This window comes from Cryobacterium flavum (genome assembly GCF_900103805.1).
GTDB lineage: Bacteria > Actinomycetota > Actinomycetes > Actinomycetales > Microbacteriaceae > Cryobacterium > Cryobacterium flavum.
Genome location: NZ_FNIB01000004.1, coordinates 1 through 24,982, shown reverse-complemented (window position 1 = coordinate 24,982; position 24,982 = coordinate 1). Strand labels below are relative to the sequence as shown.

Sequence of the window (24,982 nt, the reverse complement as noted above, 5' to 3'; positions counted from 1 at the left end):
ACGAACCAAGCGAGAGGGCCCGCCGGCGCTCGGACGGTCGGGCGAGGAACCCCCGATTCTCCGATTCCGCGTTCCCGAGGAGGATCGCTCCGCGCTGCGAAAGCTGACTGAGTCAACACATCGCAAGCAGAGCGATCTGCTGCGCGAGGGTCTTGCGCTCCTTCTCGAGCACTACAGCGGCGCACCCGCATCAATTGAGCTTGAGCCTCCGTCGGCGACGGCAGGGCAATTCGTGGTGGAACTCAGCTCCCAGGAGCTCGCCCTACTGCGCGGTCTGACGCGGCGCATCGACACCCAGGCACACGTCCTGTAGGAGCGGGCAAACGGGAGCAGCGGCAGGTCCGCGCGTTGGCCGCGGCCTAGAGGCGACTGACCGGGATGGGTTGCGGGCCGAATTCCGGAGCCAACAGCCCACCGCCAAAATCGCGATCGTGTCACCACGCCGGCTGTCCGACGCGAGCATCCGCTGCACTGGACAATCCCGCCGACACTCGGCCATGATCAAAGGCATGGGGATCAGGTCAGGAACTACGAAGGCAACCGCCTCGAAGCGGGCTGGGTCGGGGCAGAAGCGGGTCTGGCCAACGGATTACGCGATGGGACGACGGCGCGGGCATTGGCTATCGAGCGGGGCGGCCATGTTCGTGCTCGTGCTAACGGCGTGTGCCCAAGTCCCGGGAGGACAGGTCGATCCCAGCTCGGATTCTCCTCCCCCGGCCAGCCCTCATGCCGGCGCGGAATCTGCCGCGATTGGATTGGTCAACATTTGGCGCGTCTCGGGCGCCGAAGGTGAGACAACCGATACCTGGTTGCGGTTGGACGTACCGGAGTTCCAGCTGTGGCGAGACTGCGGCATGATCCAAGGCTCGTGGGGGGCGAGCGAAAGCCTGTTTCTTGCCTCGACCGACGCCGCGAGCGGTGAGTGCGTCACGGGAGCGACCCTGCCGCGCGTCGCCTGGCTCGAATCCGTCACGGGGTATCGGGCTCAGGGTGCTGGCTGGGAACTCAACGATGCGAACGGCGCGGTGGTCGCCACGCTCACCATAGATGGCAAGCCGGATGCGATTCCGACGGCGGCCGAGTTCTACACCGAGCCACCCGTCATCACGGATGCGATGCGCGAGGAGTTGCGTCAACCAGCTGCCCTGCCGGAAGGGTCCTCGCCGGCCACGCCCGAGAATCTGGTTGGACGGTGGCTACCCGTTGCAATCAGCGGCGCAACCGATCCGCACGTGCTTTTCGCGGCGGACGGCACGTGGACGGGCTCCGACGGCTGCAACGGAGGCCAGGGCCGCTGGGGAGCCGACGGTGCGGGAGGGCTGCTGACGACGTCCGGGGCATCGACCTTAATGGCGTGCGACGGCGCCCCTGTGCCGTTTTGGGTGGCCGAGGCCCGATTGGCCAGCGTCGACGGCGGAGTGCTACGGCTACTGGACGCGGGCGGATCGGAGCTAGGCGAACTCAAGCACGACTAGCCGGTAACGCACGTTTCGATCACGATGGGTCGAAACCGCGACCAGTCGCATTGTGTGCGGCCTAGTCTTTCGGCATGTCCACAAAGTCGCGCACGACCGAACCACGGATTCGATGGGTGGTCGCGGGCCTCCTGATCATTGCCGTCAACGTCGTGCTTCTTGGACCTCGCACGGGCCAGTGCACGGACTACACGGCCGAGTCGGGGGCGGTGAGCGCCTGTAGGAGCGAACCATTCCTGGGAATCCCCGGGGCGTGGGCAATCGGGATCATCAGTCTCGCCGCTCTGTCATACCTCGTCTATCGACTGGTGCGGCGCCCAGTTTCGCGTTGACGGCGTGACGGCCGATCACCAGCGCAGCCCTAGACACTCGCCAGCTGCCGGGCGATTTCATCCAGAAGAAGGTTCTCTTCCTCTCGAGTGAGGCCTGATCTGCGCTCCCGGTCGAGTCCGCGTTTTCGTTCGTCAGCTAGAACGTCCTCGAGGACTTCGTGCAGGTTTCGCTCGGTTCCTCCAGCGGCAACGAATCGGTCCCGGCTGCGTTGTGCAAATGCGGAGTCACTTCGGGGAAGCCACAACGGCAGCGAACGACGTCCGGCCCAATAGTTGACGCTGTGTTCGATCAGCCATTCATCATCGACCGAAATGAGATTGCCCGTATGGCCAGCCACTTGGGCGGCCGCCAGCAGAACCGTGGAGAGATCGCGTTCGCTGCCAACAGCGTTGTAAATTCCGGTGAGGCCTCGATGTCCAGCACCGATCAGCCACGCGGCCAGGTCACGAACATCGATGAATTGCACGGAACGATCTCGAACCTCCGGCAGGAGAACGGCTTCGTGCGACGCCAGGGCCAGTCGCGCGACCCAGTAACTGAACCGGTCGCTCGTGTCGCCCGGCCCAACGATAAGTCCCGGCCTCGCGATGAGTAGGTGGTCGCCAACTGCTTCAGTGGTGACGCGCTCAGCGGCGACTTTGGCCTGCGCGTAGTCATCAAAGTCGACTGCCTCGACGACAACGGCTTCTTCATCGGCTCCCGCTTCAGCGTTACTGGCGTACACGGAGACGGAGGAGACCAGCGTCCAGTGCTGCGCGCAATCGGCCAGAGCCTCGAGAGCTCCGGTGACTAGGTCAGCCTCGTAGGCGAGCTCGATAATTTCGTCCCAGGCGATGCCTGCGACCAGGACGTAAGCATCCGGTGTTCGCCGGTCGGATCGAATAAACGTCACGCCACTGGGGACAGCTCCTGACTCACCTCGAGCAAGGCACGTCACGTCGTCGCCGTTCGCCACCAACTGTTCGGCGATCTCGCGACCGAGCCAGCCCGTCCCGCCAAGAATAAGTGTGCGAGTCATGGCACCCAGTCAAGCGCAACAGCCACTCAAAAGGCGGTGGTTTCGCCCTGAGCGCAGAGGGTATCCACGACTGCCCGGGCACGTGCTGACGAATTGATCTGTCCGCTTCTATCTGGCGAGGATCGCGACGGAGGCGCTACTTTTCCCAGTTGGGTTTCTCGGCGGGACTGGCAGCGCGGTTTTGGCCGCCGGGCCGCCAGGTTTGAGTCGGGTCGAACAGGAGGGGTCCGCGTAGCCAGCGGCGGCCGTCTCTCATGTCGATGTCCCAGCCGGATGTTTCGATGCTCGCGTGCGCCGGGTTGCAGAGGAGAACGGCGTTGTCGATGTCGTCGATCCAGCCGGTACCCCGGCCGGCGAGGAGGTCGTTGATGTTGATGTGAACGAGCACCGTCGGTGCCGCCCCGCCCATGGTTGGGGTGCTCGGCTGCCGGGCGGCGGCTTCGAACACCGCGCGGAGGATTCCGGCCTGCTTCTCACTGATGGAGCGGGCGTCGGCCGGTTCCTGCGGGCACGGGCTGAGCGTGGCGGGCCGGTCGGAGCCGTGAAGGTCGCCGTTCTCGCCCCGCGCCGACTCGTCATAGTCGTCGCTCCGGCCGTTCTGCTCGGTCTGTGCGTCGTCGTCGTGGCAGTGGCTCGGCTCGGCCTGTTCGCCCGCGGCGCCCTGCACGGCTTGGCTGTACTGCACGGTCGCGCTGCCCTGCTCAGCCTGCTCGCCCTGCTCAGCCTGCTCGCCCTGCTCGCCGAAGGCTCCACTTTCGGTGAGGCCTGCGCCGCTGTCAAGGTCGATGGTGTTGATGTCATTTGTGTCGCTGTCGCTTGACGCGCTGCCACTAGTGGCGACGTCACTCGCGGTGCCGTCGGCGCAGGGGTCCGTCTCACGGAACGCGACTTTCGCACGGGGCGCAGCCCCGGAACCGGGTTCGCCGCCGCGCTGGAGAGGTAGGCGTCGAAAACTGTGCTGATAATGGCGCGGTCGAGGGTGGTCAGCCAGCCACTCAGGCTGTAGCCGTCGTTCGCCAGCCCACCAAAGGCCAACCAGCTGCGCCATTCCGTCGCGGCCTCGCCCGGCGCCGACCCGTCGGGCGCCAGGCGCGCCTGCCACGCAATACCCTGCAGTCGCAGCGACTCCGGCGCAAACGCGATGCCGGCGCCCTGCAGGCCCTCGGTCTCGGGGGTGATCGCACCGGACCCGCTCGCCACCAGGGAACGCTCCACTCGGTCAAGGTCATCCACCAACACGGAGGGCGCAGTTCGTCGAGAACCTTCACGATCACCCGGGCCTGCTCCACACCGAGTTTCCCACCCTGCAATGCCTCCCCGACCACGGGGTAGGTCGGCGCGAGAGGGCGACCGAGCAGCATCCGCTCACCGGCATTCTTACCCAGCGACGCACGCTGCCGCACCTCACCGCGCGACAACCGGGCCAAGGTAGAGACCAGCACGAGGCCGCTTCGGCAGCCGAGATGACGAGCCAGCGACACCGCCCCCACGGCCGCCAGCTCGGTCTGATCGGCCGTCACCTCCGCCGCAGTCGCGGCAACGGACTTATCAAGATATTCGGAGCGGCGCAGCACATCCGTCGTCGAGAGCACCCGGGCACCATCAACAATCCGGCCCACACTCTCCAGGGCGAGCAACATGCTCAGCGATTCTTCATCGCCCAGCGACCCGAACGACACCCCGCCCAACGCCGCCAACAACGCATCCCGCGCCTGCTCGACCGCCACAACGACGGTGTTCGAACTGGCCTCGCTGGGGTTTTCCATGAACATGGGCGCCATTGCCTCCTTCACACCGATTCTACCTCGAATCGAACGCAAAAGCGAGAGATGCTCAGCATTATTTTCGGGAAAGAAATTGACCGACTCATCCAATTTCGTCTATGTCACCGCCACTTCCACAAGACAGGGACTATCACTCTCACTACCGCAGCGTTTCGGCGCGAAACCTGCGACCTCGAAGCAATGAGCGATTCTTCATCACGAATACGAGCGAGCCTGCCAGCTAGCCAGCCAGCCAGCCAGCCAGCGAAAAAGCGGATGCCGTGGCTCTCCTATTCAGAGTTCGACGGGATCATCCCACTCAAGCGGCGTAAGCGAAGACATGGCTGGAACCTACTCCGACTCAGAACCGCATTTGTGATCGCCCACTCAAGGCGGCGCGCGTCAGCCGAGGCGGCGGGCAGCTTGGGCTGCAGACTCGTGGGCGGCGGCCAGTTCCCCGTGCTGCTTGGCGACCTCGTCGGCGGGGGCACCGAATCGTTCGCTGAGTGTGCGCGTGGCGACAATCGTCTCGACCGTCATGCCCAGGGCCTTGGCCAGAATGAGCGTCAGCGCAGGAAGCGCGTGGTCGTCGAACTCCGTGGACGTTCCGGCGTCGTAGACGCCACCGCGGGTCGACACGAGCACGGCAGGGCGACCGGCCAGCGGTTGCTGACGGGCGGGATCGTCGAACGGGGCCGTCACCGCTGGCAGGTGGATGTAGTCGATCCAGGCCTTCAACGTCGACGGCATCGAGTAGTTGTAGAGCGGAACACCGATCAGCAGCACGTCGGCCGCGAGAAGTTCCGCGATGAGCAGCTGCTGCAGCGCTTCCTGCTCAGCGCTGGGGTTCGCACCCTCGGGGCGGAGGTGGGGCGGAAAGTGCAGCGCGGCGTCCGTCAGGTGCGGCAGCGGCTCACGGTGCAGGTCGCGGTGAACGACGGTGTGGTCGCCGCCGAGACTGCGCCAGGTGTCCGCGAAAGTCGCGGTGATCGCGCGCGAACGCGAGGTCACGAGGTCTGCGGACGAGTCGAGGTGCAACAGTGTGGGCATTCCCACAGCCTAGGTGCAGCGAGCACAACCACTCGTGTCGTGCCTTTAGGTTCTCACGCGTTCGCCGAGGTGTGAGTTTCAGCGCGATTGAAACGTTACAAGGACCCGAAACTCACACCTCGGCGACGGTGGCGGGCGGGTGCGGGCGGATGCCTCAGTTCGCCTACTCCTCGTGCTCGCCGAACCGCGGCGCGGCCAGGCTGAGCGTCTCGCCGCGGAAGAAAGCCGGCCGCACCCGCGACTGCGCGATCATAATCACCACGCCGATCAACAGGATGGCCATACCGAGCACGAAGACGAGACCGAGCCCAAAGATCTCGGAGCCGCTGCCGTAGTTCGGGTCCATGCTGTCGACCAGGGTCGTGCAGAACAGCACCGCCAGAATAATGCCGCCGATCAGGGGAAACACGAGGGTAAAGAAGGCGTTGCGCACGGTGGCGAACCACTGGCGGCGAAAGTACCAGACGCAGGCGAACGCGGTCAGGCCATAGTAGAAGCAGATCATCATGCCGAGGGTCGTGATGGTGTCCCAGAGTACGTCTTCGCTGACGAAACGCATGATCGTGTAGAACCCGGCAGCGACGATCGCTGACGCGATGGTGGCATACCCGGGGGTGAAGAAGCGCGGGCTGACCTTGGCGTAGGCCGGAGGCAACGCGCCGTAGTGACCCATCGCGAGCAGGGTGCGGGCCGGCGAAACGAACGTGGACTGCAGCGAGGCAGCAGAGCTCGAGAGCACAGCGATCGACATGAGAATAGCGAACGGGCCGAGCGCTGGGCCGGCCAGGGCGAAGAACACGTTGCCCTGGATCGCCGGGTTGCCGAGGCCAACGCCCACCCCGCCAACACCGGCGAAAGAGATGGCTGCGATGGCGACGAACAGGTAGAGCACCATGACGATGATCACGGTGAGGGTCGCGGCCCGGCCGGGTGTCGAGCGGGAGCCCTTGGTCTCTTCCGACATGGTCAGGGTGACATCCCAGCCCCAGAAGATGAAGATCGACAGGCTCAGTCCGGCCGCGAAGGCGGAGAACGAGGTGACGGCGAAGGGGTTGAACCACGACAGCGACACCGGTGTGGGGTCGAAGGCCGTTCCGCTGGCAATGTGCACGAAGGCCATGATGCCGAAGCCGACCAGCACGATCAGCTGGAACCCGACCAGCCAGTACTGCACCTTCTGGGTGGTCTGCATGTCCCGATAGCTGATCCAGGTGGCGGCGAAAATGAAAACCAGACAGGTGCCCACGTTGATCCACGGATTGCCGGCGAGGCCAGCGATCTCGGCGCTGTTGCCGAAGATCTGCGAGAGCATCAGGTAGAAGAAGTCGACCGCGATGCCGGCGAGGTTACTCAGCACCACGACCGTGGCGGCGATGAGCCCCCAGCCGGACATCCAGCCGATCCACGGGCCGAAGGCGCGGGTAGCCCAGGTGAAGCTCGTGCCGCTGTCGGGCATCGCCTTGTTCAGCTCGCGGTAGCCGAGGGCGACCAGGAGCATGGGGATGAACCCGGCCACGAAGATCGCCGGCAGCTGTAATCCCACCTCCGCGACAGTGGGGCCGAGGGCTCCCGTGAGCGTGTAGGCCGGGGCGATGCAGGAGATGCCGATGACGACAGCCCCGACCAGCCCGACCGAGCCGGCGCTCAGCCCCTTCTTGGAGATTCCCCCGGTCGTTTTCTCAACGGCTTCGCTGGCGTTGATTTCTAGTGTCATGTTTCGGTTACTTCCCCACCGTCTCGGTGAAATCTCGCGGCACCACGATGAGCGGCACCGGCAATTCGCGCAGCATTTTGGCCGCGATCGAACCCAAAAAGAGTCGATGCGGTTGCGCCAGCCGGCTGGAGCCGACGATGCAGACCTCGGCCGGGTCCCAGTGCAGGCCGCGCACGGCATGCTCGATGCTGCCGCCGGAAGCGACGCTGGCGGTGACCTCGAGCCCGTCCATCAGGTGTTCGGTGGCGTAGTCGAGCACGGCCTGGGCGTGGTCGGCGGCGAGCTGGATGGTCTGGGCGTCGGCGCCGGGGCGGTCGATCGCGACGAGGGAGACCAGCCTTAGCGGAGCATCCACTGTACGGGCCAAACGGATGCCGGCCGTCAGCAGTCCGTCGGCGCCGGGTTTGGTCCCGACCGCGCAGGTGACTCGGCCGATCGGTTCGTCGGTGCCCATCACGCGGCTGCCTTCCGGAGCCAGCGCAACGGGAACGTGGGAGGAGTGCAGCAGACCGCCCGCGACACTGCCGATGGCGAAGCGCCCCAGCAGGCCGTGGGTGGCCGCGCCGACCACGATCAGGTTGGCCTGCAGCCGTTCGGCCGCTTTGAGCAGCCCCCGCGTGAAGGAGTCGGCGTGTTCGAGGTGGGTGTGCACGGAAATACCCTCGGGCACCAGAGTCAGCGCTTCGGCCAGCCAGACCTCGGCCGTTTCGAGCAGCAGCCGGTCGTAGCCGGGATCGGTGGGGGTGAGCGTCGCACGCTCCCCCGCATTGAGCACGAGCACGATGTCGAGTTCGGCGCCCGGCGCGCGGGCGAGGCGCACGCCGAGGGCGAGGGCATCCGCTCCCGCCGAGGTGGCGGTATAGCCGACCAGAAACCTCACACGGTGGCCAAGACACGCTGGGCGATAATCGCCGCAGCGGATTCCTGGCCAACCCGAATGGCACCGTCAACGTGCTGGTAGCCCTTGCCGGCCATATCGCTGCAGGAGAACGAGATCGGGCCGACGGGGCTGCGCAGTTCGGCGCCATACCGGGCCAGTCCACCCATGTCGAAGCTCGCAGCGTAGGCGCCACGGGTCCATTCCTCGGAACCCCAGTCGCTCTCGTAATAGACGACCGGGTGCAGGGCCTGCTCACCGTAGTAGTGCGACAGGGATTCCAGGATGCGCGTCTTGCGCTCGTCTGCGGTCAGCGCGAAGACGGCATCCGCTTCTTCATCGGAGACAAAGCCCACCAGGGTACCGCGCGGGTCCTCGAAGTTGGTGTTGTCATAGGCCTCGTGCACGAGCTCGTACGGGCTGAACGCGGTGCCGGAGAGGTCATCGGCGCGCCAGAACGGAGTCTCGTAGACGGCGTGCACCTTGATCACGAAGCCCATGGAGAGGTGCTGGTGCAGCTGCTGCTGGCGGCGCGGCAGGGGTGGTTCGAAGCTGATGCGGCTGATCAGGGGCGGCGGAACGGCCACGATGGCATGCCGAGCGGTCACCGTCATGCCGTCGGCTATGACGGCGACGCCGCTGTCGTTCCAGGCCAGGCTGCGCACCGGTGAATCAAGAAACACGTCAGCGCCGAGCTTCTCGGCGAGAAGTAGCGGCACCTGCTGCAGCCCACCGATGACGCGCTCGTCGAGAATGAAATCGGCGTCGACGAGGTTGCTGAAGGAACCAGCGCTGGCCGCCATGAGCAGGGCCTGCAATGCCGAGAAGGCGTGCGCGGGCTTGGTGAGCATGGCTCCGGCAATGAACATGCCGATGTTGTCGCGGGCTTCCTGGTCGTCGGTCTGGGTCTCGAGCCAGCGACTGAAGGACACCTCGTCGAGTTCTTTGGCGAGCGGATGACCCCACGGGCTATCTGGGTTGATCTCGGCCACGAGGGCGTCGAGCTTCTCAATCAAACCGACGATCTGGGCTTCGGTGCCGGCCGGGACCGGAAAGATATCGCCGTCGAACCGGCTCACCACGCCGGCAGCATTGATGTAGACGTTGCGACCGGCCCGGTAACGCGGGTAGGTCGCGAGACCCAGCTCGGCCAGGGTCTCTTTGAGGGCATGCTGGTCGGGCGAGACCCACTGGCCGCCGATCTCGAGCATGGCGCCCTCGATCTGGTCGGTCCACAGGCGCCCGCCGACGCGGTCGCGGGCTTCCAGCACGGCCACGCTGAGGCCGGCTTTCTGCAGTGCGGTGGCGGCGGTGAGACCGGATGCCCCGGCGCCGATAATAACGACGTCACGATCAATCGTGGTCATGGTTGCTCCTGTGTTGAGTGGGGTTAAGACGCGGGAATGAGGGTGTACTTGGTCGAGAGGTATTCGTTGATGCCTTCCAGGCCACCCTCACGACCGAGCCCGGACTGCTTGACGCCGCCGAACGGTGCCGCGGCGTTGGAAACCAGGCCGGTATTCAGGCCCATCATTCCGGTGTCGATACTGTCGATCATACGGTGTGAACGTGCGATATCGGTGGTGAAAACGTATCCGATCAGACCATATTCGGTGTCATTTGCCATTTTAATAGCCTCTTCGTCTGTTTCGAAAGTTGTAATGCCGACCACCGGGCCGAAGATCTCTTCCCGCACCATGCGGCTGTCAGCGGGAACACCGGTCAACACTGTGGGGGCATAGAACGAGCCGGGTCCGTCGGGGCGGGTGCCTCCGGTGAGCAGCGTGGCGCCGCGCGCGAGGGCATCCTGCACGAGGGCGTCAACGTTGTCGACGGCCGTCTCCGTCACGAGCGGCCCAAAGTTCACCGCGGGGTCGATGCCGGGGCCCTGCACGAGGGCGTTCACCCGCTCGGTGAGTCGGCGGCCGAATTCCTCGGCGATCGACGCGTGCACGATGAACCGGTTGGCCGCCGTGCAGGCCTGGCCGGTGTTGCGAAACTTCGCGAGCATCGCGCCGCTGACGGCCTTCTCGAGGTCGGCGTCGGCGAACACGATAAAGGGGGCGTTGCCGCCGAGCTCCATCGAGGTACGCAGCACGTTCTGGGCCGCCTGAGCGATCAAGGCCCGACCCACTGCGGTCGACCCGGTGAAGCTCAGCTTGCGCAGCCGGGGGTCGGCGATGATCGGGGCCGAGACGGCCTGCGACTCGGTGGTCGTGATGACGTTCACGACACCGGCAGGCACTCCGGCATCCGTCAGCAGCTGCACGAACAGCAGGGTGGTCAGGGGGGTCAGTTCGGCCGGCTTGACCACAACGGTGCAGCCAGCGGCGAGCGCCGGGGCAATCTTGCGGGTGGCCATGGCGAGCGGAAAGTTCCACGGTGTGATCAGGTAGCACGGGCCCACCGGCCGGTGAGTGACGACCATCGTGCCGGTGCCCTCCGGGTTGGCACTGTACCGACCGTTGATGCGCACGGCCTCTTCGCTGAACCAGCGCAGAAATTCGCCGCCGTAGCTCACTTCGCCGTTGGCTTCGGCGATGGGTTTGCCCATCTCGAGTGTCATGAGCGTGGCGAAATCGCCCCGACGCTCCTGGAGCAGATCGAAGGCGCGGCGCAGAATCTCGGCGCGTACTCGGGCCGGAGTTTCTGCCCAGGAGTCCGCGGCCGCGACGGCCGCGTCGAGGGCGCGGGCGCCATCAGCGACGGATGCGTTCTGGATGGTTTTCAGCACCAGACCGGTGGCCGGGTCGGTCACCACGATCGGCTCCCCGGTGCCGTTCGCCCACTGACCGTTGATGTAGAGCTGGTCGGGTACGCGGGCCAGGAGTGCGACCTGACCGTCGGAGCGCACGGCGCCCTCGATCACGGTGCTCATACTGCGGCCGAATCGGCAGCGAGGGCCTCGGCCAAAACCTGCAGGCCCTCGAGTAGCAGGGAGTCGGGAATGCTGAGCGGCGGCAGAAAGCGGATGACGTTGCCGTACGTTCCGCAGCCGAGCAGAATGACGCCCTGCTCGTGGGAGGCGGCGATGACGCGGCCGGTCAGGGCTGCATCCGGCTCCCCGGTGGCGGGATCGACCAGCTCGATGGCCATCATGGCGCCGCGTCCGCGCACCTCGGCGATGCGCGGATCGGCTGCGGCGAGCGCGCCGAGGCGGTCACCCATGATCGCGCCGATGGCGGCGGCGCGTTCGACCAGGTGCTCGGCCTCGTAGGTGTCGATGGTGGCGAGCGCGGCAGCACAGGCGAGCGGGTTACCCCCATAGGTGCCGCCGAGGCCGCCGGCCTGGGGTGAATCCATGATGTCGGCGCGCCCGGTGACGGCCGACAGCGGCAGGCCGCCGGCGATGCCCTTGGCGGTGCAGATCATGTCGGGCACAATGCCCTCGTACTCGCAGGCGAACATAGCGCCAGTGCGGGCGAATCCGGTCTGGATCTCGTCGGCGATGAAGACGACCTCGTTGGCGCGGCACCAGGCCAGCAGGGTGGCCAAAAAGCCGGGTGCGGGAACGATGAAGCCGCCCTCGCCCTGAATGGGTTCGATGATGATCGCGGCGAGGTTGCTCGCGCCGACCTGCTTCTCGATCTGCGATATGGCACGGTTCGCCGCCACGACGCCATCGAGACCGCCGTCACGCAGCGGGTACGACATGGGTGCCCGGTACACCTCAGGCGCGAAGGGACCGAAGCCGTTCTTGTAGGGCTGGTTCTTGGCGGTCAGTCCCATGGTGAGGTTGGTGCGGCCGTGGTAAGCGTGGTCGAAGGCCACAATGGCCTGCTTGCCGGTGAAGTGGCGGGCGATCTTCACGGCGTTCTCCACCGATTCGGCGCCGGAGTTGAACAGCACGCTGCGCTTGACGTGGTCACCGGGGGTGAGACGGTTCAGGGCCTCGGCCACCTCGATGTAGGAGTCATAGGGAGCAACGGTGAAACAGGTGTGGGTGAACTGGGCCAGCTGGGCGGCGACGGCCTCGACCACCCGCGGGGCGCTGTTGCCGACACCGGTGACGGCGATGCCCGACCCCAGGTCGATCAGAGAGTTGCCATCCACGTCGACCAGAACGCCTCCGCCAGCGGCCACAACATACACGGGGAGGGAGATACCCACTCCGGCAGAGACCGCCTGGGCCTTGCGTTCGCTCAAGCGGCGCGATTTCGGCCCGGGGATGCTCGTGACCAGTCTGCGTTCCTGAGCCAGCGTGGGGCCACCGAGCGGCGTGCTGGTGAGGCGAGGAGTGTCTACGAGTGTCATGAGTGTTTCCGATCGATGCGACGGGCGGTACCGCGGCCACGGTGCCAATGCGGCAATGCTAGGCACAACCCGGCGACAGCACTATCTCTTAGCTGTATAGTCGGGGCGTAATTTCCCGCCACGCTGTATAGTCAGCCCATGCTCCCCACCCTGCGCCTGCTCCTCGCTGATTCGAACCTGGGACTCACCCTGCTCGAGCACGCTGATGCGGGCAAGGCCAACCCGATCACGCGGGCGGCACGGCTCGACCGCACGGTTGAATGGGTACACAGCTCCGATCTGATCGACCCGACCCCGTTCCTCTCCGCCGACCACGTGCTGCTCACGACCGGCACCCAGTTCGGCAGTGATCCGGCAGCGGATACCGACTACCGCCCCTACGTGCAGCGCCTGCACGAGCGGGGTATCACGGCGCTCGGATTCGGCACCGACGTCGTTCGGGACGGCACGCCCGACGGACTGATCGCCGCGTGCCGAACGCTCGGGCTGCCGTTGTTCGAGGTTCCCTATCGCACCCCGTTCATCGCCGTTGCGCGGGCGGCCGGCGACCTCGTGGCCGAGGATCGGTATGCCCGCGCCACCTGGGCGCTCAAGGCCCAGCGCGCGATCGCGCTCGCCGCCCTGCGTCCGGACGGCCTGAGTGCGACGCTCGCTGAGCTGTCCGCCCAGCTCGGCCATTGGGTGGCCCTGTTCGATGCGAGCGGAACCCTGGATCGGGTGTTTCCCCGCGCCACGTTCGCCGCGGCCCCCACAGCCCTCGCCACCGTGCAGCAGGAAGCCCGGCGACTGCTCGCCCGCGGTCAGCGGTCCAGCAGCACCGTTGACGCTGGCGGTGAAACCCTTACCCTGCAGACCCTCGGCGGCCACGACCACCTGCGCGGTGTACTCGCCCTCGGCGGCGCACTCGCCCTGGACCAGGCCAGCACTGAGGTGGTGACGAGCGTGATTGCCCTGGCCGGTCTCGCCCTCGAGCAGAACAATGCCCTGGATCGTGCCCAGGGGCTGCTGCGCTCCGGCCTGCTGAACACCCTGCTCGCCGGGGACCAGACCCTGGTCGACCAGATCTCCAGACAAATGTGGGGCGCGCTCCCTGACCCACCGGTGCTCGTCGCCGTCGTGGATGTGCCGGCCGTTCGCCGGGATGCGATCACCGAGTACCTGGAACTACGCGTCGACGATTCCCCCGGGCAGCTCTTCTTCGCCCGCCAAGACGACACCGTGGTTCTGTGTCTCGACCGCGCGGCCAACGGCATCCTCTTAAATCTGTGCGCACTGTTCGAACTGCACGCAGGACTGTCGGAGCCGACGGGTTACCGCCAGCTACCTCGCGCCCTCGATCAGGCCCATCAGGCGCTGGCCCGGGCACGGGAGAGCGCACCGGGCGTGACCGATTTCAGTATCGTCGCCCGGCAGGGCGTGCTGGCCCTGCTGGCCAGAACGGATGCCCGCGAGGTCGGCCTCGCCACCCTCGCGCCGGTGATGGCGCACGATCGGGCACACGGCAGCGAGCTGCTGGCTACCGTGCGGGCGTGGCTCGTGTGCAACGGACACTTCGGCGAGGCCGCCGCGCAGCTCGGGGTACACCGCCACACGGTGCGCACCCGCATTCAACAGGCTGAGCAGCTGCTCGCCCGCGACCTGGGGTCGTTTCCGGCTCGAGCGGATGTCTGGGCGGCCCTGCTCGCCACCGACGCTGCCGTTGTGGAGCCGGTCAGGCCGTGAGCGTCCACGGCCTGCGCCGCACCAGAACATGGCCACGACTCGTGCTGAGGCGGGTCCACAGGCCCGACTCGAACAGCTGCACGGGTTCGTCATCGGAGAGAAATCCCAGGCTGAACGCCGCGAAACCGGCCCCGGTCGGTACGAATTCGAGCCCGTCAACCTGACGGCCCCACACTTCGGAGCGCACGCGTTCCACGATCAGCTCGCCGGTGCCCTCCGGCACGGCGGCGGCAACCTCGTCGATGCCCTCCCGAGCGGCGGTTTCAAGGTGCGACGCCGGAGTCTGGCCGTGTGGTTCCCAGCCGCCCTTCGGCGGGGAGATGCCGGCCCAGGTCACGGTGTTCACCTCGAGCGGAACAGTCACGATGACCGGCAGGCTCAGGTCGCGCGCGGTGGACTCCAGGCGTTTGAGGCGTTCCAGCAGCGACCGCACCGGCACGACCTTGTCGAGGTCGACCGGCTCGGTCAGGGCGAAGGTGCGCAGGCCGAGCACGGTCGGGCTCGCGTCGAGCAGACCGCGCGGATAGAAAATGGCGGTGTACACCGCCAGAACGCCGTCGGACGCCATGAGGCGCACGGAACCGTCGAGAACGCGGCCGGATCGTGACAGAAACATGATCAGATCGCTGAGGGACTGGGAATCGGTAAGAGTGAATGACTGGCTCATCATCTTCTAAACTACCAAGATGCGCCACGACCGCATGCCGCGAACGCGAACTTGCCCGAGGAGACAGCATGCACAAGCCCATGGAAAGCCTTCTGGCCGTCCTCGATCTGACCGACACCGGTGCACGCACCAGCGAGGACATCTTCACCGGGCCGTCCCAGTGGATGCCGCTCGGCCGCGTGTTCGGCGGGCAGGTGCTGGCCCAGTCCCTCGTCGCTGCGATGCGCACCGTGCCCGACGAACGCCACGTGCACTCGATGCACGGCTACTTTCTGCGCCCGGGTGATGTCAACCAGCCGATTACTTTTTCGGTCGAACGCATTCACGACGGCCGCTCCTTCTCCACCCGCCGCACGCAGTGCTATCAAGACGGCGTGCCGATCCTGTCGATGATCGCCTCCTTCCAGGACGCCGATGAGGGCTTGGAGCATCATCTGGAGATGCCGAAAGATATCCCCGATCCGGAAAGCCTGCCGACGGCATCCGAAGCGCTGGCCCACATCGACCACTCGGTAGCGCGTTATTGGGCCAACGAGCGGCCCTTCGACATGCGGCACGTTCCCTCGCCGATCTTTCTCAAGGTCAACGGTGAGCACACCTCGCGCCAGGCCGTGTGGATGAAGACGTTCTTACCGCTGCCCGACGACCCCGACCTGCACCGCGCAGCCCTGGCCTACGCGAGCGACTATTCGATCATGGAACCGATCATGCGCCGGCACGGAGTGGCCTGGGCGACTCCCGGTCTCAAAGTTGCCAGCCTGGATCACGCCATGTGGTGGCACCGGTTCGGTCGGGTCGACGAGTGGCTGCTCTACGTGCAGGATTCACCGAGCGCGCAGGGTGGCCGCGGCCTGGCCACGGGCAGCATCTTCAGCCGCGACGGCGTGCTCCTGGCTACCGTGGCGCAGGAGGGCATGCTGCGCGTGCCCATCGTTCTCGAGTAGCAGCGCTACCAGCTGGGTTTGGATTCGAGCAGCACCTTCTCGTCGGGCATCCACCGAATATCCACGCTGGCGATGTCGTTTTCGGACACACTCGTGGTACCGGCCGCGCTGATGGTGCTGCCGGGTCCGGAGATCCAGCTGGCCACGAGGGTCTCCTGGCCGTCCCGGTCGGTCACGAACAGGGCGTAGGGCTGGGCGCCGAAATCGTCGCCGCCGCGCGCGTAGCTGCAGTTCGCGTCGATGCGCGTGCCCCACTCTTCGCCGGTCAGGCGAAACGAGGCCGTGAGCGGGCTGGGAACCACGGCGGTCATGGCGACGGCGGGTTCGGTGATGCTCTGACCGGGCTGATCGAGCCAGCCGGGCAGGACGAGGGCAGCGGATGCCGCGATCGCGGCGGCCGCCACGACCGCGCCAGCGGCGAGCAGGCGGGCGCGCCGGGTGTGCGCCCTGGCCGCCTGCACCAGGCGGGGCAGCAGGGTGGCGGAGGGGGCGGCATCCGCTCGGGAATCAACGGGCTGGTCCAGTTGCAGGGCCTGATCGAGCGGCACCTGGGCCAGCAGCCCCGGAAGACCCACGAGATGAGCGACCGCCTGGCTGCAGGCGACACAGTCGTTGAGGTGACGTTCGTAGTCCCGGCGGTCGGCCGGTGACAGGGCGCCGAGCACGTAGGCGCCGTCCCAGTCGGCGTACAGATCTGCTGGAGTGTTCATCGCTCCGTCACTCCTCGCTCTTGCAGTGCGAGCCGCAGGGCTCGCAGGCCGTAGTGCAGCCTGGACTTCACGGTGCCTTCGGGAATGACCAGGTCCCGCGCGGTCTCAGCCACGGACTGGCCTCGATAGTACGCGCAGACAATGACCGCCCGGTGGTCGGGTGAGAGATCGTGCAGGGCATCCGCGACCAGCCAGGCGTCGAGCAGGGCATCGGTCTGGTCGTCTGTGGGTACCTCGGGCAGCTGATCGGTGGGGATCTCGTGGCGGGCCCTGGCCGAGCGGCGATCGTCGATCACCAGGTTGCGGGCCACCGTGAACAGCCAGGCCCGAGCTGACACCTCGGTCTGGTCGAGCAGGCGGGGGCGTCGCCAGGCGCGCAGGAGCGTCTCCTGCACGACGTCGTCGGCAAAGGCCGGATCGTGCGTCAACCGCACAACATAGCGCCACAGGAGCGGCGCGTGTTCGTCGTGCAGGGCTTGCAGAAGTTCGGCACGCTCATCAGCCATGACTACCTCCCCGGCTTAACACGCGACGGACGCGTGTTCGGTTCAGTACTACCCGGTTTCGCGGCAACTCGGGCCGCTCAGTCGGGGAATTGTCAGCGTCGGGCGAACTCGATCGGCGCGTCGAGGTACGGAGTCCACGCGGCGCGTTCGGTGTCGTTAATGCGGCGGGGGCGTTCGCTCGCCGCATCAACGAGCACAATCGTGGTGTTCGCCCGCGCGTACAGAACCTCGGGTGTCACGCCGTCGGGGCTGCACACCTCGTAGCAGACGTCGAGGCTGGCGCCGCCGAGTTTGCCCAGCCAGAGTCGCACGTCCAGCGGCTGACGCAGGTACGGTACCGGCGCCAGATACTCGATCTCCTGCCGCGCGATCAACGTGAGCGTTGCCGCACCCGGGCGTCCATCGAGCACAGCCGTGCTCGCGCCGATCGCACCGTCGTCTTCGGTCACCCAGAAAGCCAGAATGCGCGCCTCCTCGAGCAGGCGCAGCATCTCAGAATTGTTGACGTGACCGTACGCGTCGAGGTCGGACCAACGCAGGCGAATCGGTACGTGCAGCTTCACACGGTCTCCCTATTTTTTTGTTAGTCGCGGGTGAGCTTGCGGTAGGCGGAACGATGCGGCTTGGCCGCATCCGGTCCGAGCCGCTCGATCTTGTTCTGTTCATACGACTCGAAGTTGCCCTCGAACCAGTACCAGTTGGCCGGGTTGTCGTCGGTGCCCTCGTACGAGAGGATGTGCGTGGCCACCCGGTCGAGGAACCACCGGTCGTGAGTGATCACCACGGCGCAACCGGGAAATTCGAGCAGCGCGTTCTCGAGCGAACCGAGCGTTTCGACGTCGAGGTCGTTAGTGGGCTCGTCGAGGAGCAGCAGGTTGCCGCCCTGCTTGAGGGTGAGCGCCAGGTTCAGGCGGTTGCGCTCACCACCGGAGAGCACACCGGCCTTCTTCTGCTGGTCGGGGCCCTTGAAACCGAAGGTCGATACGTAGGCGCGCGAGGGTATCTCGGTCTTGCCGACCTGGATGTAGTCCTGGCCGTCAGAGACGACCTCCCACAGGGTTTTGTTCGGGTCGATGCCGCCGCGGTCCTGGTCGACGTAGGAGATATCCACCGTCTCACCGATTCGCAGTTCGCCGCCGTCGAGCGGTTCCTTGCCGACGATGGTCTTGAACAGTGTGGTCTTTCCTACGCCGTTCGGGCCGATGATGCCGACGATACCGTTGCGCGGCAGCGTGAAGCTGAGGTTCTCGATGAGCATGCGCCCGTCGAAGCCCTTCTCCAACTTGCTCGCATCGATGACCTGCGCGCCGAGGCGCGGGCCGACCGGAATCACGATTTCTTCGAAGTCGAGCTTGCGGGTGCTTTCGGCGGCGGTGACCATCTCTTCGTAGCGGGCCAGGCGGGCCTTCGACTTCACCTGACGGCCCTTGGCGTTGGAGCGCACCCACTCAAGCTCGTCGGCGAGACGACGTGACAGCTTCGCGTCTTTCTTGCCCTGCACGAGCAGACGCTCCTGCTTCTTCTCGAGGTAGGTCGAGTAGTTGCCCTCGTACGGGTACAGGTGTCCGCGGTCGATCTCGGCGATCCACTCAGCAACGTGGTCGAGGAAGTACCGGTCGTGAGTGACGGCGAGCACGGCGCCCGGGTACTTGGCGAGGTGCTGCTCGAGCCAAAGCACGCTCTCGGCGTCGAGGTGGTTAGTGGGCTCGTCGAGAAGGAGCAGGTCTGGCTTCTGCAGCAGCAGCTTGGTCAACGCCACCCGGCGCTTCTCACCACCGGAGAGGTTGGAGACCTCGGAGTCGCCCGGCGGGGTGCGCAGGGCATCCATGGCCTGTTCGAGCTGGGAGTCGAGGTCCCAGGCATCGGCTGCATCGATAGCTTCCTGCAGCACGCCCATTTCGGCGAGGAGGGTATCGAAGTCGGCGTCGGGTTCGCCGAGGGCGAGGCTGATCTCATTGAAGCGATCGACCTTGGCCTTGATCGGGCCGACGCCTTCCTGCACGTTCTCCAGCACGGTCTTGCTCTCGTCGAGCTGCGGCTCCTGCATGAGGATGCCGACGGTGTAGCCCGGCGAGAGTCTCGCCTCACCGTTGCTGGGGGTGTCCAGGCCCGCCATGATCTTGAGGATCGTGGACTTTCCGGCACCGTTCGGGCCGACCACACCGATCTTGGCACCGGGAAAAAAGGACATGGTGACGTCGTCAAGAATCAGCTTTTCGCCGATCGCCTTGCGAGCGCGGACCATTGAGTAAATAAATTCGGCCATAATATTTACCAGTCTATTTGCCGGGTGGACCCGACGAGACACAAACCAGTAGACAGAATCGGTGCGACCACGCTGTGGAAACCGTCACTGGCCGGCCCGATCTGCCCAATCAGGCATTCGCCATTGAATCGCACCGAGAACTGGATCGAGTCAGCGGCCAGGTCGGCCTGGGTTCGATCGAAGGACACTTCCATGGCCGCTCGGTCGAACCCGCCGGCCACGAGCGCGTCGATGTAGGCGCGCCCGTCAGCGCTGGGGTTGACCTTGGTGACAGCGGCAGCGAGAAAGTTGAAGTAGACGAGGTTCTCGGACGCGGTGCCGTCGGGCAGCAGTACCGGGTCGGACACCGGAGTTGCTGACGGCTCCGGCGCTGAGGAGCTGGCCGGCGCCGTGCCGCTGGTCGGGGGTTCGGCCGGGGCACCGGTGCACGCGGTCAGGCCGACTCCGACCAGCAGCACGGCCCCAACCACTGCCAGTGTGTACCACGGGCGGCGTGCAGACCACCGTGCTGTTCTCACGGTCATATTCTGCCGTGTTGATTGTGCCACGCTCACGCACTGCCTCCCCCGGTCCACGCGCGTGGACGATGCTACGAGTCTAAACGCGCATACGCGTCCTGATCGGCATCGGTGTCGACGGGGACAAACCCGTCTCCGGACCGGTCGATGGGGCCAAGATCGGTCTCATATGCCGTGGCCGATTCGACCGATGTGAAGGATTCGACCGGTTCCGGCTCGGTCTGGTCCGCGGCGTCACGGGCCGGTACCCCGCTACGCACCGGCGTCGTGGTGTACCAGGCGAGGTCGTGGCCGACAGAATCAGCAATGATCTCAACGGACGTCCCAGATTTTTCGGCGTTGTTCCATTGGCGAATGACCAGCCGTCCGGTGACGACAACGTGCTCGCCCTTGCTGAGCGATTTTCCCGCATTCGTGGCCAGCTGTCGAAAGGTCGTGACGGAATACCAGCAGCTTTCGTCGACGATCCATTCGTCTTTGGCCTTGTCACGGTGGCTCTGGCGGGAGGCCAGCCGAAAGGAGGTGATCGGGGTCCCGTTCTTGCCGAAGGTCAGGTGGGGAACGGTGCCAATAACGCCGGATATTGTGATGCTGTCGCTCATGGTTTCTCCCGGCACGGTGATCGCGTGAACACGCACACTCGCGGCGCCATGCGAACCGCCGGCGCACACGACCCGGGAACAACAACTCGTGCCAGTCTTCGTTGAACCCGGGTCGCACACAGTGAGTGTGCCGCCCGAAACGACGACCCGACTGAAACCGCGGAAATCCGTGGAGAATTCAGCTATTCACCGATTGGGGAGGAGAGGCTAGCTGACCAGGTATTGGGAGTACGACTTGCGGATCTTGTTGACCTTCGGCACGGCGACGGCCATGCAGTAGCCCTGCCCGGGGTTCTTGTTGAAGAAGTCCTGGTGGTAGTCCTCGGCCTCGTGGTAGTCGCCGAGCGGCTCGATCGTGGTCGTGATGCCGGAGCCCCACCATTCGGTCGCCCGGTCGCGGGCCGTTTCAAAAAGCTGCTTCTGAGCGTCGTCGGTGTAGAACATGGCCGACCGGTACTGGGTTCCGACGTCGTTACCCTGACGGTTGAGCTGGGTGGGGTCATGCAGCGTGAAGAACACGTCAAGAATGACGCTGGCCGGAATGACGTCAGGGTCGAAGGTCACGGCAACGGCTTCGGCATGCCCGGTGCGCCCGGTGCAGACCGCTTCGTAGCTCGGGTTGGCGGTCGAGCCGCCGGTATACCCCGACACCACGTCGCTCACTCCACGTAGCACCCGATACACAGCATCGAGACACCAGAAACATCCACCTGCGACCACATAAGTTTGCACCCGTCCACTCTATCTCCTCCCCCCGCCGCAGCCACAGGCTGATCCGGCACCCTGGCCGTCTGTTCGCCGAAAGCGCATGTCGGTGGTCGTCCATACGGTAAGAGAAATACCCGCGGCCGGCCGGGTTACCGCTGAACCAGTACGTAAGGAGCACTCATGACCACTCTCATCGCACCCGTTACTCACTCAGCATTTCCAGCAGTACGTGGCCGCCGGTTCGTCCTCGTGCGCGACGGGCTGTGGCGCATCGTCGACCCGGTCGGCGCTGTCGTCGGCTATATCGAACGCGAGGTTAGTGCCGATAAAGGCGGTGCTGGTACCGGCGGCGCTGACGGCGACCGGTTCAGCGCCAGGCGCGTCGTCTTCGCGACCCGCACGCGCGAACTCGGTGTGTTCTGTCGCATCGACGATGCTGTGGACTGCTTCCGGTGACGAGGCTACGTGTTCCAGAGAGTGGGTTGGGGGCACGCCGTGTCTGATCCCCGAAAACAGGGGTCGGCGCGGATAAAATCCAGCACATGGAATGGTGGAATAACTTCGTAGCCTGGTTTACCGACGTGAGCACCCAACCGATGGTTTTTACCGCGGTCGTGTTCATCGGCGCAATCGTCATTGCCAGCGTGCTGGCCGCGTTGATCTCGCGCGGGGCCGTCAAACGGCTCATCACCCAGCGAGATCGCGAGATCAAAGTGGCGGCGATCGCGACCCTCGTCGATGCCGCGACCGAGGCATCCGTCTGGAATTCGCTGACACCGCAGGAGCAGGTCATGAGCGACCGGGCGGTCGGCCAGGCCGACATTCAGGTGCGGTTGCTGCCGATTCGCGGATCGGGAATTGCCGCCAACTGGGCTGCTCACGAGCTCTACGAGCTCAAGCGCACCTCAGCTACCTTCGGCTACCAGTTGGAACCGGCCTTGGTCGAGTTTCGTGACCGCCTGGTCGAGTGGCAGAACAAGCCGGCTCGCGCCCGCAAAATCTTCCAGGGGGATCTCGATCGCTGGAAGTCGCAGAATTCCTCCACCGAGAAGAGCCTGCTCGCCGAGCAGGAAGCGTGGGTGGCGCAGCAGCACCACGACCAGTACAACGCCGCCGATTCGGCACCGGCGCCCGTGCGGGTCGCGCCGCTCACCCCGGCAGCCGTCAATCGCACGCCGCCATCCGCGTCGGACGCCGGGGCGGAAACCCAGCGTCTGCTCGACGACGTCAACAAGCTCGAGGTTCGCGGCACCGACCCGCTCACGCGTTCCTCGGCGGCCCCGACCCTGTAGTCGCGACACAAGAAACGAGCCGGTCGGCGCTTCCCAGCGCTGACCGGCTCGTTCTTTATGTTGGGCCTACTGCCACCACTCATCAAACAGTGAGGCCGGCACCCGTCGCTTGTGCTCGGTGCTGAGGTAGCGCGCCTCGATGGCCTCGGCCACCTCGTCGTCGACGGGCCGACCCTCCAGGAAATCGTCGATGTGCTCGTACTGCAGACCGAGATTGGCCTCGTCGGTCTGGCCGGGAGTGTGGTCGAGCAGGTCAGCGGTGGGGTCCTTCAGGTAGAGCTGTCCGGGCGCACCCAGCTCCATCAGCAGGGCGCGGCCCTGGCGCTTGGTGAGTCCGGTGAGCGGCAGAATGTCGGTTCCGCCGTCGCCGTACTTGGTGAAGAAGCCGGTGACGGCCTCTGCCGCATGGTCGGTTCCGACCACGAGCAGGCCGAGCTGGCCGGCCACCGCATACTGCGCGATCATGCGGGAGCGGGCCTTGACGTTGCCCTTGGTGAAGTCGGTCATGGCCACGTCGAGGCTCGCCAGGAATTCGCTCTCGAATCCATCGACGGCGAGCTCAATGTTGAAGGTGGCCTGCGAGGGCGGGCGGATGAATTCCAACGCGAGTTGGGCATCCGCTTCGTCGCGCTGCACCGCGTAGGGCAGGCGCACGGCGACAAAAGTGGCCGGATACCCCTCTGCGGTGAGTTCGTCGACGGCCAGTGCGCACAGCCGACCGGCCAAGGTAGAGTCCTGGCCGCCGCTGATGCCGAGCACGAGCCCCTGGGCACCCGTGTGCTTGAGGTATTCCTTGAGGAATTTCACCCGGCGGCGTACTTCGGCGGCCGGGTCGATGGTGGGTGAGACGTTGAGTTCCGCGATGATTCGCGCCTGGAGTTCTCGCATACTTGAATCTAGCAATCCTCGAGAATTTGCGCTGCGGCCTGCCTCGAGAATTTGCGCTGCGGCCTGCCTCGAGATCAGCACCAGGGTACCGGCGAATCGTGGCGAAATCTTCCCGTACGGTAGGACAAAGACAGCTCGGGGGGGGGACGCAATAATGATTGTTGAAAATAAGTACAGCATGCACGAGGAGTTCAGCGAAGCACGATCCGGCAGAACGGTTCGCGGAATCAGCCGGTCTGCACTGGCAATCGCTGTGTCCGGTATTCTCTTGGCCGGACTCGGCGGGTGCGCCGCCGTCACGAACGACGAAACGGATGGCACACCTGCTGAGCAGACCGCGCAGCCGACTGCCGCCGCACGCGCAGGCTGCAGTTCCGAACTCGCACTGGACTACGGCGACGTGGTCGGCCTGGAAGACGTGACCGACGAGTTCGGCACCTACTGCCACACCACGATCAGCCCCACGGCTGAGGCAGCCGTCTACGACTCCACCAAGACCGACTTCGAGACCCTGGCCGAATTCGGCTTCACCGAGGACGATGCCAGGGAAGCCTTGCCGGCCGCCCTGCGCATTCTCACCGAAGAGGTTCTGGACAGCAGTCGGCTCGACAACTACAGCGTCGCCCCGGCCGAGTGGTTTGCGGCGAACTCCGATTACATCACCACCGATTGGCAACCCAAGTTTCAGAATGCGATCGATAACGACGGTGCCGTGCTCGGAAGGGCAGCCTTCGTCGTCACCGACATTCTGCCGGCCCCGCTTGCGCGCGACGGAGGCGCCCGCGCGTCGAGCACCGTCGTACGTCTGGATCGGGTGTACGCCGAAGAGCCAGACGGAGGCGAGCTGAATCTGATCTTCAGATTCAGCTCAACGAGCACGTTCGTTGCGACGGATGCCCAGATTGTCGCGCTGGTGCTCGCGGCCGACCCCGTCAAGAGCGCAGATGCTCTGCGAGCCTCCAACCCCGAACTCTTTGACGGGCGGACAACTCGTTCTTCATCATGACCGGGAACACCGTTCTGGGTTTCGGCCTGGACAGCAACGATCAGGTCATCGGTATGAATTCAAATATCCAGCTCTACACGAACCAGGGCCTCGACGTCATCGCCTAGCCCGTTCGATGCAGAGCGCCAAGGCCCCGCCGATGACGGGGCGGGTATCTCTGAGCGCCTCGATGGAGGCCATGCGGAGAGCGCGCGGCAGAACCGTCTGCGCCGTCCGGACTGGTCTCGAAAGCGGGTGAACGGTTGTTTCAGGACTGCTGAAGTATCCGTTCACTCACTCTCGCGGATAAGAAGAAACTTTTGAAGTCTCATCGATATTTTACTGAGATTCTCTCGCCTTTAGGGGCGATTTCGGCTATAATTGTGGGTGAAGGAGGCACCGACGCCATGACCCTCACCGCCCCGCCCGCCACAGCCGGCTCGATGCCGCAGGGTTCTCGCGTTGAAGCGGTGGCTCAGGCCGGTGCCATTCTGGCAGCAGCGTTTGACGAGGTGCGGTTCGGTCACCTCGACGATGCTGAAGCTGTTGCGGTTCTCGCGGCGTTGGAGGGGCTCGGCCGCAAGGTCGATGGGGCCCAGTACCAATTAACCGCGCACGCGCCACCACCGACATCGGTGTGCGCGCCGAGACCGACCTTGGCAACGGGTCGCTGGCGTACCGAAACGGATG

The 24,982-nt window shown here is 65.4% G+C and carries 27 protein-coding genes; 9 read left to right on the top strand and 18 right to left on the bottom strand.

The genetic code is table 11. From position 1 onward, the window contains the following. Positions 1 to 55: 55 nt before the first annotated feature. Both BLS91_RS21140 and BLS91_RS19905 read left to right on the top strand, forming a co-directional pair. Positions 56 to 313, top strand: coding sequence for a ribbon-helix-helix domain-containing protein (locus BLS91_RS21140; protein ID WP_134505316.1), 258 nt, complete (start codon positions 56 to 58; stop codon positions 311 to 313). Positions 314 to 854: 541 nt separating this feature from the next. Next, positions 855 to 1,475 carry an META domain-containing protein gene (locus BLS91_RS19905; RefSeq protein ID WP_158252795.1) on the top strand — a complete coding sequence of 207 codons (621 nt, stop codon included), beginning with the start codon at positions 855 to 857 and terminating at the stop codon, positions 1,473 to 1,475. Positions 1,476 to 1,836: 361 nt separating this feature from the next. On the opposite strand, the gene BLS91_RS06330 is transcribed toward BLS91_RS19905, so the two are convergent. Then, on the bottom strand, positions 1,837 to 2,826 hold the full coding sequence (locus BLS91_RS06330; protein WP_092339909.1) for an NAD-dependent epimerase/dehydratase family protein: 990 nt from the start codon (positions 2,824 to 2,826) through the stop codon (positions 1,837 to 1,839). Between the two features lie 136 nt (positions 2,827 to 2,962). Beyond that, positions 2,963 to 3,493, bottom strand: coding sequence for a hypothetical protein (locus BLS91_RS06325; protein WP_092339908.1), 531 nt, complete (start codon positions 3,491 to 3,493; stop codon positions 2,963 to 2,965). Between the two features lie 3 nt (positions 3,494 to 3,496). On the opposite strand from BLS91_RS06325, the gene BLS91_RS19900 reads away from it, so the two are divergent. Continuing rightward, a complete protein-coding gene (locus BLS91_RS19900; RefSeq protein ID WP_159433831.1) occupies positions 3,497 to 3,646 on the top strand; it encodes a hypothetical protein in 150 nt (49 codons plus the stop codon). 175 nt (positions 3,647 to 3,821) lie between these two features. Here BLS91_RS19900 and BLS91_RS06315 read toward each other — a convergent pair whose 3' ends face one another. The 7 genes from BLS91_RS06315 to gabT form a co-directional block, all read right to left on the bottom strand. Continuing rightward, positions 3,822 to 4,607, bottom strand: a complete 786-nt coding sequence (locus BLS91_RS06315) for a hypothetical protein (protein WP_134505304.1) — start codon at positions 4,605 to 4,607, stop codon at positions 3,822 to 3,824. A 384-nt stretch (positions 4,608 to 4,991) separates the two neighbouring features. Then, positions 4,992 to 5,639, bottom strand: a complete 648-nt coding sequence (locus tag BLS91_RS06310; protein WP_092339905.1) for an FMN-dependent NADH-azoreductase — start codon at positions 5,637 to 5,639, stop codon at positions 4,992 to 4,994. Positions 5,640 to 5,802: 163 nt separating this feature from the next. Then, positions 5,803 to 7,353 carry an APC family permease gene (locus BLS91_RS06305; RefSeq protein WP_092339904.1) on the bottom strand — a complete coding sequence of 517 codons (1,551 nt, stop codon included), beginning with the start codon at positions 7,351 to 7,353 and terminating at the stop codon, positions 5,803 to 5,805. A 7-nt stretch (positions 7,354 to 7,360) separates the two neighbouring features. Further along, a complete protein-coding gene (locus BLS91_RS06300; protein WP_092339903.1) occupies positions 7,361 to 8,233 on the bottom strand; it encodes a universal stress protein in 873 nt (290 codons plus the stop codon). Further along, on the bottom strand, positions 8,230 to 9,597 hold the full coding sequence (locus tag BLS91_RS06295; RefSeq protein WP_092339902.1) for a flavin monoamine oxidase family protein: 1,368 nt from the start codon (positions 9,595 to 9,597) through the stop codon (positions 8,230 to 8,232). The genes BLS91_RS06300 and BLS91_RS06295 overlap by 4 nt, the downstream gene beginning before the upstream one ends. A gap of 23 nt (positions 9,598 to 9,620) precedes the next feature. Beyond that, the gene (locus BLS91_RS06290; RefSeq protein WP_092339901.1) at positions 9,621 to 11,108 is read right to left on the bottom strand and encodes an NAD-dependent succinate-semialdehyde dehydrogenase; all 1,488 of its coding nucleotides are present in this window, start codon (positions 11,106 to 11,108) and stop codon (positions 9,621 to 9,623) included. After that, positions 11,105 to 12,484, bottom strand: coding sequence for a 4-aminobutyrate--2-oxoglutarate transaminase (gene gabT, locus BLS91_RS06285; protein WP_092339900.1), 1,380 nt, complete (start codon positions 12,482 to 12,484; stop codon positions 11,105 to 11,107). The genes BLS91_RS06290 and gabT overlap by 4 nt, the downstream gene beginning before the upstream one ends. 138 nt (positions 12,485 to 12,622) lie before the next feature. Here gabT and BLS91_RS06280 point away from each other — a divergent pair, with 138 nt between their 5' ends. Further along, positions 12,623 to 14,206, top strand: coding sequence for a PucR family transcriptional regulator (locus BLS91_RS06280; protein ID WP_092339899.1), 1,584 nt, complete (start codon positions 12,623 to 12,625; stop codon positions 14,204 to 14,206). On the opposite strand, the gene BLS91_RS06275 is transcribed toward BLS91_RS06280, so the two are convergent. Then, positions 14,196 to 14,873 carry a DUF8185 domain-containing protein gene (locus BLS91_RS06275; protein WP_092340190.1) on the bottom strand — a complete coding sequence of 226 codons (678 nt, stop codon included), beginning with the start codon at positions 14,871 to 14,873 and terminating at the stop codon, positions 14,196 to 14,198. The genes BLS91_RS06280 and BLS91_RS06275 overlap by 11 nt on opposite strands. A 68-nt stretch (positions 14,874 to 14,941) precedes the next feature. Here BLS91_RS06275 and BLS91_RS06270 point away from each other — a divergent pair, with 68 nt between their 5' ends. Continuing rightward, entirely contained in the window at positions 14,942 to 15,817 is an 876-nt protein-coding gene (locus BLS91_RS06270) for an acyl-CoA thioesterase (RefSeq protein ID WP_174774980.1), read from the top strand. A 5-nt stretch (positions 15,818 to 15,822) separates the two neighbouring features. On the opposite strand, the gene BLS91_RS06265 is transcribed toward BLS91_RS06270, so the two are convergent. The 7 genes from BLS91_RS06265 to msrA form a co-directional block, all read right to left on the bottom strand. Next, positions 15,823 to 16,527, bottom strand: coding sequence for a zf-HC2 domain-containing protein (locus BLS91_RS06265; RefSeq protein WP_092339897.1), 705 nt, complete (start codon positions 16,525 to 16,527; stop codon positions 15,823 to 15,825). After that, a complete protein-coding gene (locus BLS91_RS06260; protein WP_092339896.1) occupies positions 16,524 to 17,033 on the bottom strand; it encodes a sigma-70 family RNA polymerase sigma factor in 510 nt (169 codons plus the stop codon). Before BLS91_RS06260 ends, BLS91_RS06265 begins: the two co-directional genes overlap by 4 nt. Positions 17,034 to 17,125: 92 nt before the next feature. Further along, positions 17,126 to 17,596, bottom strand: a complete 471-nt coding sequence (locus tag BLS91_RS06255) for an acyl-CoA thioesterase (protein WP_092339895.1) — start codon at positions 17,594 to 17,596, stop codon at positions 17,126 to 17,128. Between the two features lie 20 nt (positions 17,597 to 17,616). Then, positions 17,617 to 19,299 (bottom strand): energy-dependent translational throttle protein EttA, encoded by a 1,683-nt coding sequence (gene ettA, locus BLS91_RS06250; RefSeq protein WP_092339894.1) that lies wholly within the window; start codon positions 19,297 to 19,299, stop codon positions 17,617 to 17,619. Between the two features lie 5 nt (positions 19,300 to 19,304). After that, positions 19,305 to 19,817, bottom strand: a complete 513-nt coding sequence (locus tag BLS91_RS06245) for a DUF6993 domain-containing protein (protein WP_241983123.1) — start codon at positions 19,815 to 19,817, stop codon at positions 19,305 to 19,307. Positions 19,818 to 19,888: 71 nt separating this feature from the next. Beyond that, a complete protein-coding gene (locus BLS91_RS06240; RefSeq protein ID WP_134505303.1) occupies positions 19,889 to 20,419 on the bottom strand; it encodes a single-stranded DNA-binding protein in 531 nt (176 codons plus the stop codon). A gap of 207 nt (positions 20,420 to 20,626) precedes the next feature. Then, on the bottom strand, positions 20,627 to 21,151 hold the full coding sequence (gene msrA / locus BLS91_RS06235) for a peptide-methionine (S)-S-oxide reductase MsrA (protein WP_092339891.1): 525 nt from the start codon (positions 21,149 to 21,151) through the stop codon (positions 20,627 to 20,629). Between the two features lie 156 nt (positions 21,152 to 21,307). Here msrA and BLS91_RS06230 point away from each other — a divergent pair, with 156 nt between their 5' ends. Beyond that, positions 21,308 to 21,583 carry a hypothetical protein gene (locus tag BLS91_RS06230; protein ID WP_092339890.1) on the top strand — a complete coding sequence of 92 codons (276 nt, stop codon included), beginning with the start codon at positions 21,308 to 21,310 and terminating at the stop codon, positions 21,581 to 21,583. 86 nt (positions 21,584 to 21,669) lie between these two features. Beyond that, positions 21,670 to 22,419 (top strand): hypothetical protein, encoded by a 750-nt coding sequence (locus BLS91_RS06225; RefSeq protein ID WP_092339889.1) that lies wholly within the window; start codon positions 21,670 to 21,672, stop codon positions 22,417 to 22,419. A 66-nt stretch (positions 22,420 to 22,485) separates the two neighbouring features. On the opposite strand, the gene nadE is transcribed toward BLS91_RS06225, so the two are convergent. Continuing rightward, on the bottom strand, positions 22,486 to 23,307 hold the full coding sequence (gene nadE / locus BLS91_RS06220) for an ammonia-dependent NAD(+) synthetase (protein ID WP_092339888.1): 822 nt from the start codon (positions 23,305 to 23,307) through the stop codon (positions 22,486 to 22,488). 154 nt (positions 23,308 to 23,461) lie between these two features. On the opposite strand from nadE, the gene BLS91_RS06215 reads away from it, so the two are divergent. Both BLS91_RS06215 and BLS91_RS06210 read left to right on the top strand, forming a co-directional pair. Beyond that, positions 23,462 to 24,313, top strand: coding sequence for a hypothetical protein (locus tag BLS91_RS06215; RefSeq protein WP_092339887.1), 852 nt, complete (start codon positions 23,462 to 23,464; stop codon positions 24,311 to 24,313). 386 nt (positions 24,314 to 24,699) lie between these two features. Beyond that, on the top strand, positions 24,700 to 24,982 hold a 283-nt coding region (locus BLS91_RS06210; RefSeq protein WP_139165812.1), incomplete at its 3' end, for a hypothetical protein.

What these genes read in the sequence shown, in the direction of transcription:
- BLS91_RS19905 (WP_158252795.1), top strand. Translation starts at nt 855, where the DNA reads ATGATCCAAGGCTCGTGGGGGGCGAGCGAAAGCCTGTTTCTTGCCTCG.
- BLS91_RS06330 (WP_092339909.1), bottom strand. Translation starts at nt 2,826, where the DNA reads ATGACTCGCACACTTATTCTTGGCGGGACGGGCTGGCTCGGTCGCGAG.
- BLS91_RS06315 (WP_134505304.1), bottom strand. Translation starts at nt 4,607, where the DNA reads ATGGCGCCCATGTTCATGGAAAACCCCAGCGAGGCCAGTTCGAACACC.
- BLS91_RS06310 (WP_092339905.1), bottom strand. Translation starts at nt 5,639, where the DNA reads ATGCCCACACTGTTGCACCTCGACTCGTCCGCAGACCTCGTGACCTCG.
- BLS91_RS06305 (WP_092339904.1), bottom strand. Translation starts at nt 7,353, where the DNA reads ATGACACTAGAAATCAACGCCAGCGAAGCCGTTGAGAAAACGACCGGG.
- BLS91_RS06295 (WP_092339902.1), bottom strand. Translation starts at nt 9,597, where the DNA reads ATGACCACGATTGATCGTGACGTCGTTATTATCGGCGCCGGGGCATCC.
- BLS91_RS06290 (WP_092339901.1), bottom strand. Translation starts at nt 11,108, where the DNA reads ATGAGCACCGTGATCGAGGGCGCCGTGCGCTCCGACGGTCAGGTCGCA.
- gabT (WP_092339900.1), bottom strand. Translation starts at nt 12,484, where the DNA reads ATGACACTCGTAGACACTCCTCGCCTCACCAGCACGCCGCTCGGTGGC.
- BLS91_RS06280 (WP_092339899.1), top strand. Translation starts at nt 12,623, where the DNA reads ATGCTCCCCACCCTGCGCCTGCTCCTCGCTGATTCGAACCTGGGACTC.
- BLS91_RS06275 (WP_092340190.1), bottom strand. Translation starts at nt 14,873, where the DNA reads ATGAGCCAGTCATTCACTCTTACCGATTCCCAGTCCCTCAGCGATCTG.
- BLS91_RS06270 (WP_174774980.1), top strand. Translation starts at nt 14,942, where the DNA reads ATGCACAAGCCCATGGAAAGCCTTCTGGCCGTCCTCGATCTGACCGAC.
- BLS91_RS06265 (WP_092339897.1), bottom strand. Translation starts at nt 16,527, where the DNA reads ATGAACACTCCAGCAGATCTGTACGCCGACTGGGACGGCGCCTACGTG.
- BLS91_RS06260 (WP_092339896.1), bottom strand. Translation starts at nt 17,033, where the DNA reads ATGGCTGATGAGCGTGCCGAACTTCTGCAAGCCCTGCACGACGAACAC.
- ettA (WP_092339894.1), bottom strand. Translation starts at nt 19,299, where the DNA reads ATGGCCGAATTTATTTACTCAATGGTCCGCGCTCGCAAGGCGATCGGC.
- BLS91_RS06240 (WP_134505303.1), bottom strand. Translation starts at nt 20,419, where the DNA reads ATGAGCGACAGCATCACAATATCCGGCGTTATTGGCACCGTTCCCCAC.
- BLS91_RS06230 (WP_092339890.1), top strand. Translation starts at nt 21,308, where the DNA reads ATGACCACTCTCATCGCACCCGTTACTCACTCAGCATTTCCAGCAGTA.
- BLS91_RS06225 (WP_092339889.1), top strand. Translation starts at nt 21,670, where the DNA reads ATGGAATGGTGGAATAACTTCGTAGCCTGGTTTACCGACGTGAGCACC.
- nadE (WP_092339888.1), bottom strand. Translation starts at nt 23,307, where the DNA reads ATGCGAGAACTCCAGGCGCGAATCATCGCGGAACTCAACGTCTCACCC.
- BLS91_RS06215 (WP_092339887.1), top strand. Translation starts at nt 23,462, where the DNA reads ATGATTGTTGAAAATAAGTACAGCATGCACGAGGAGTTCAGCGAAGCA.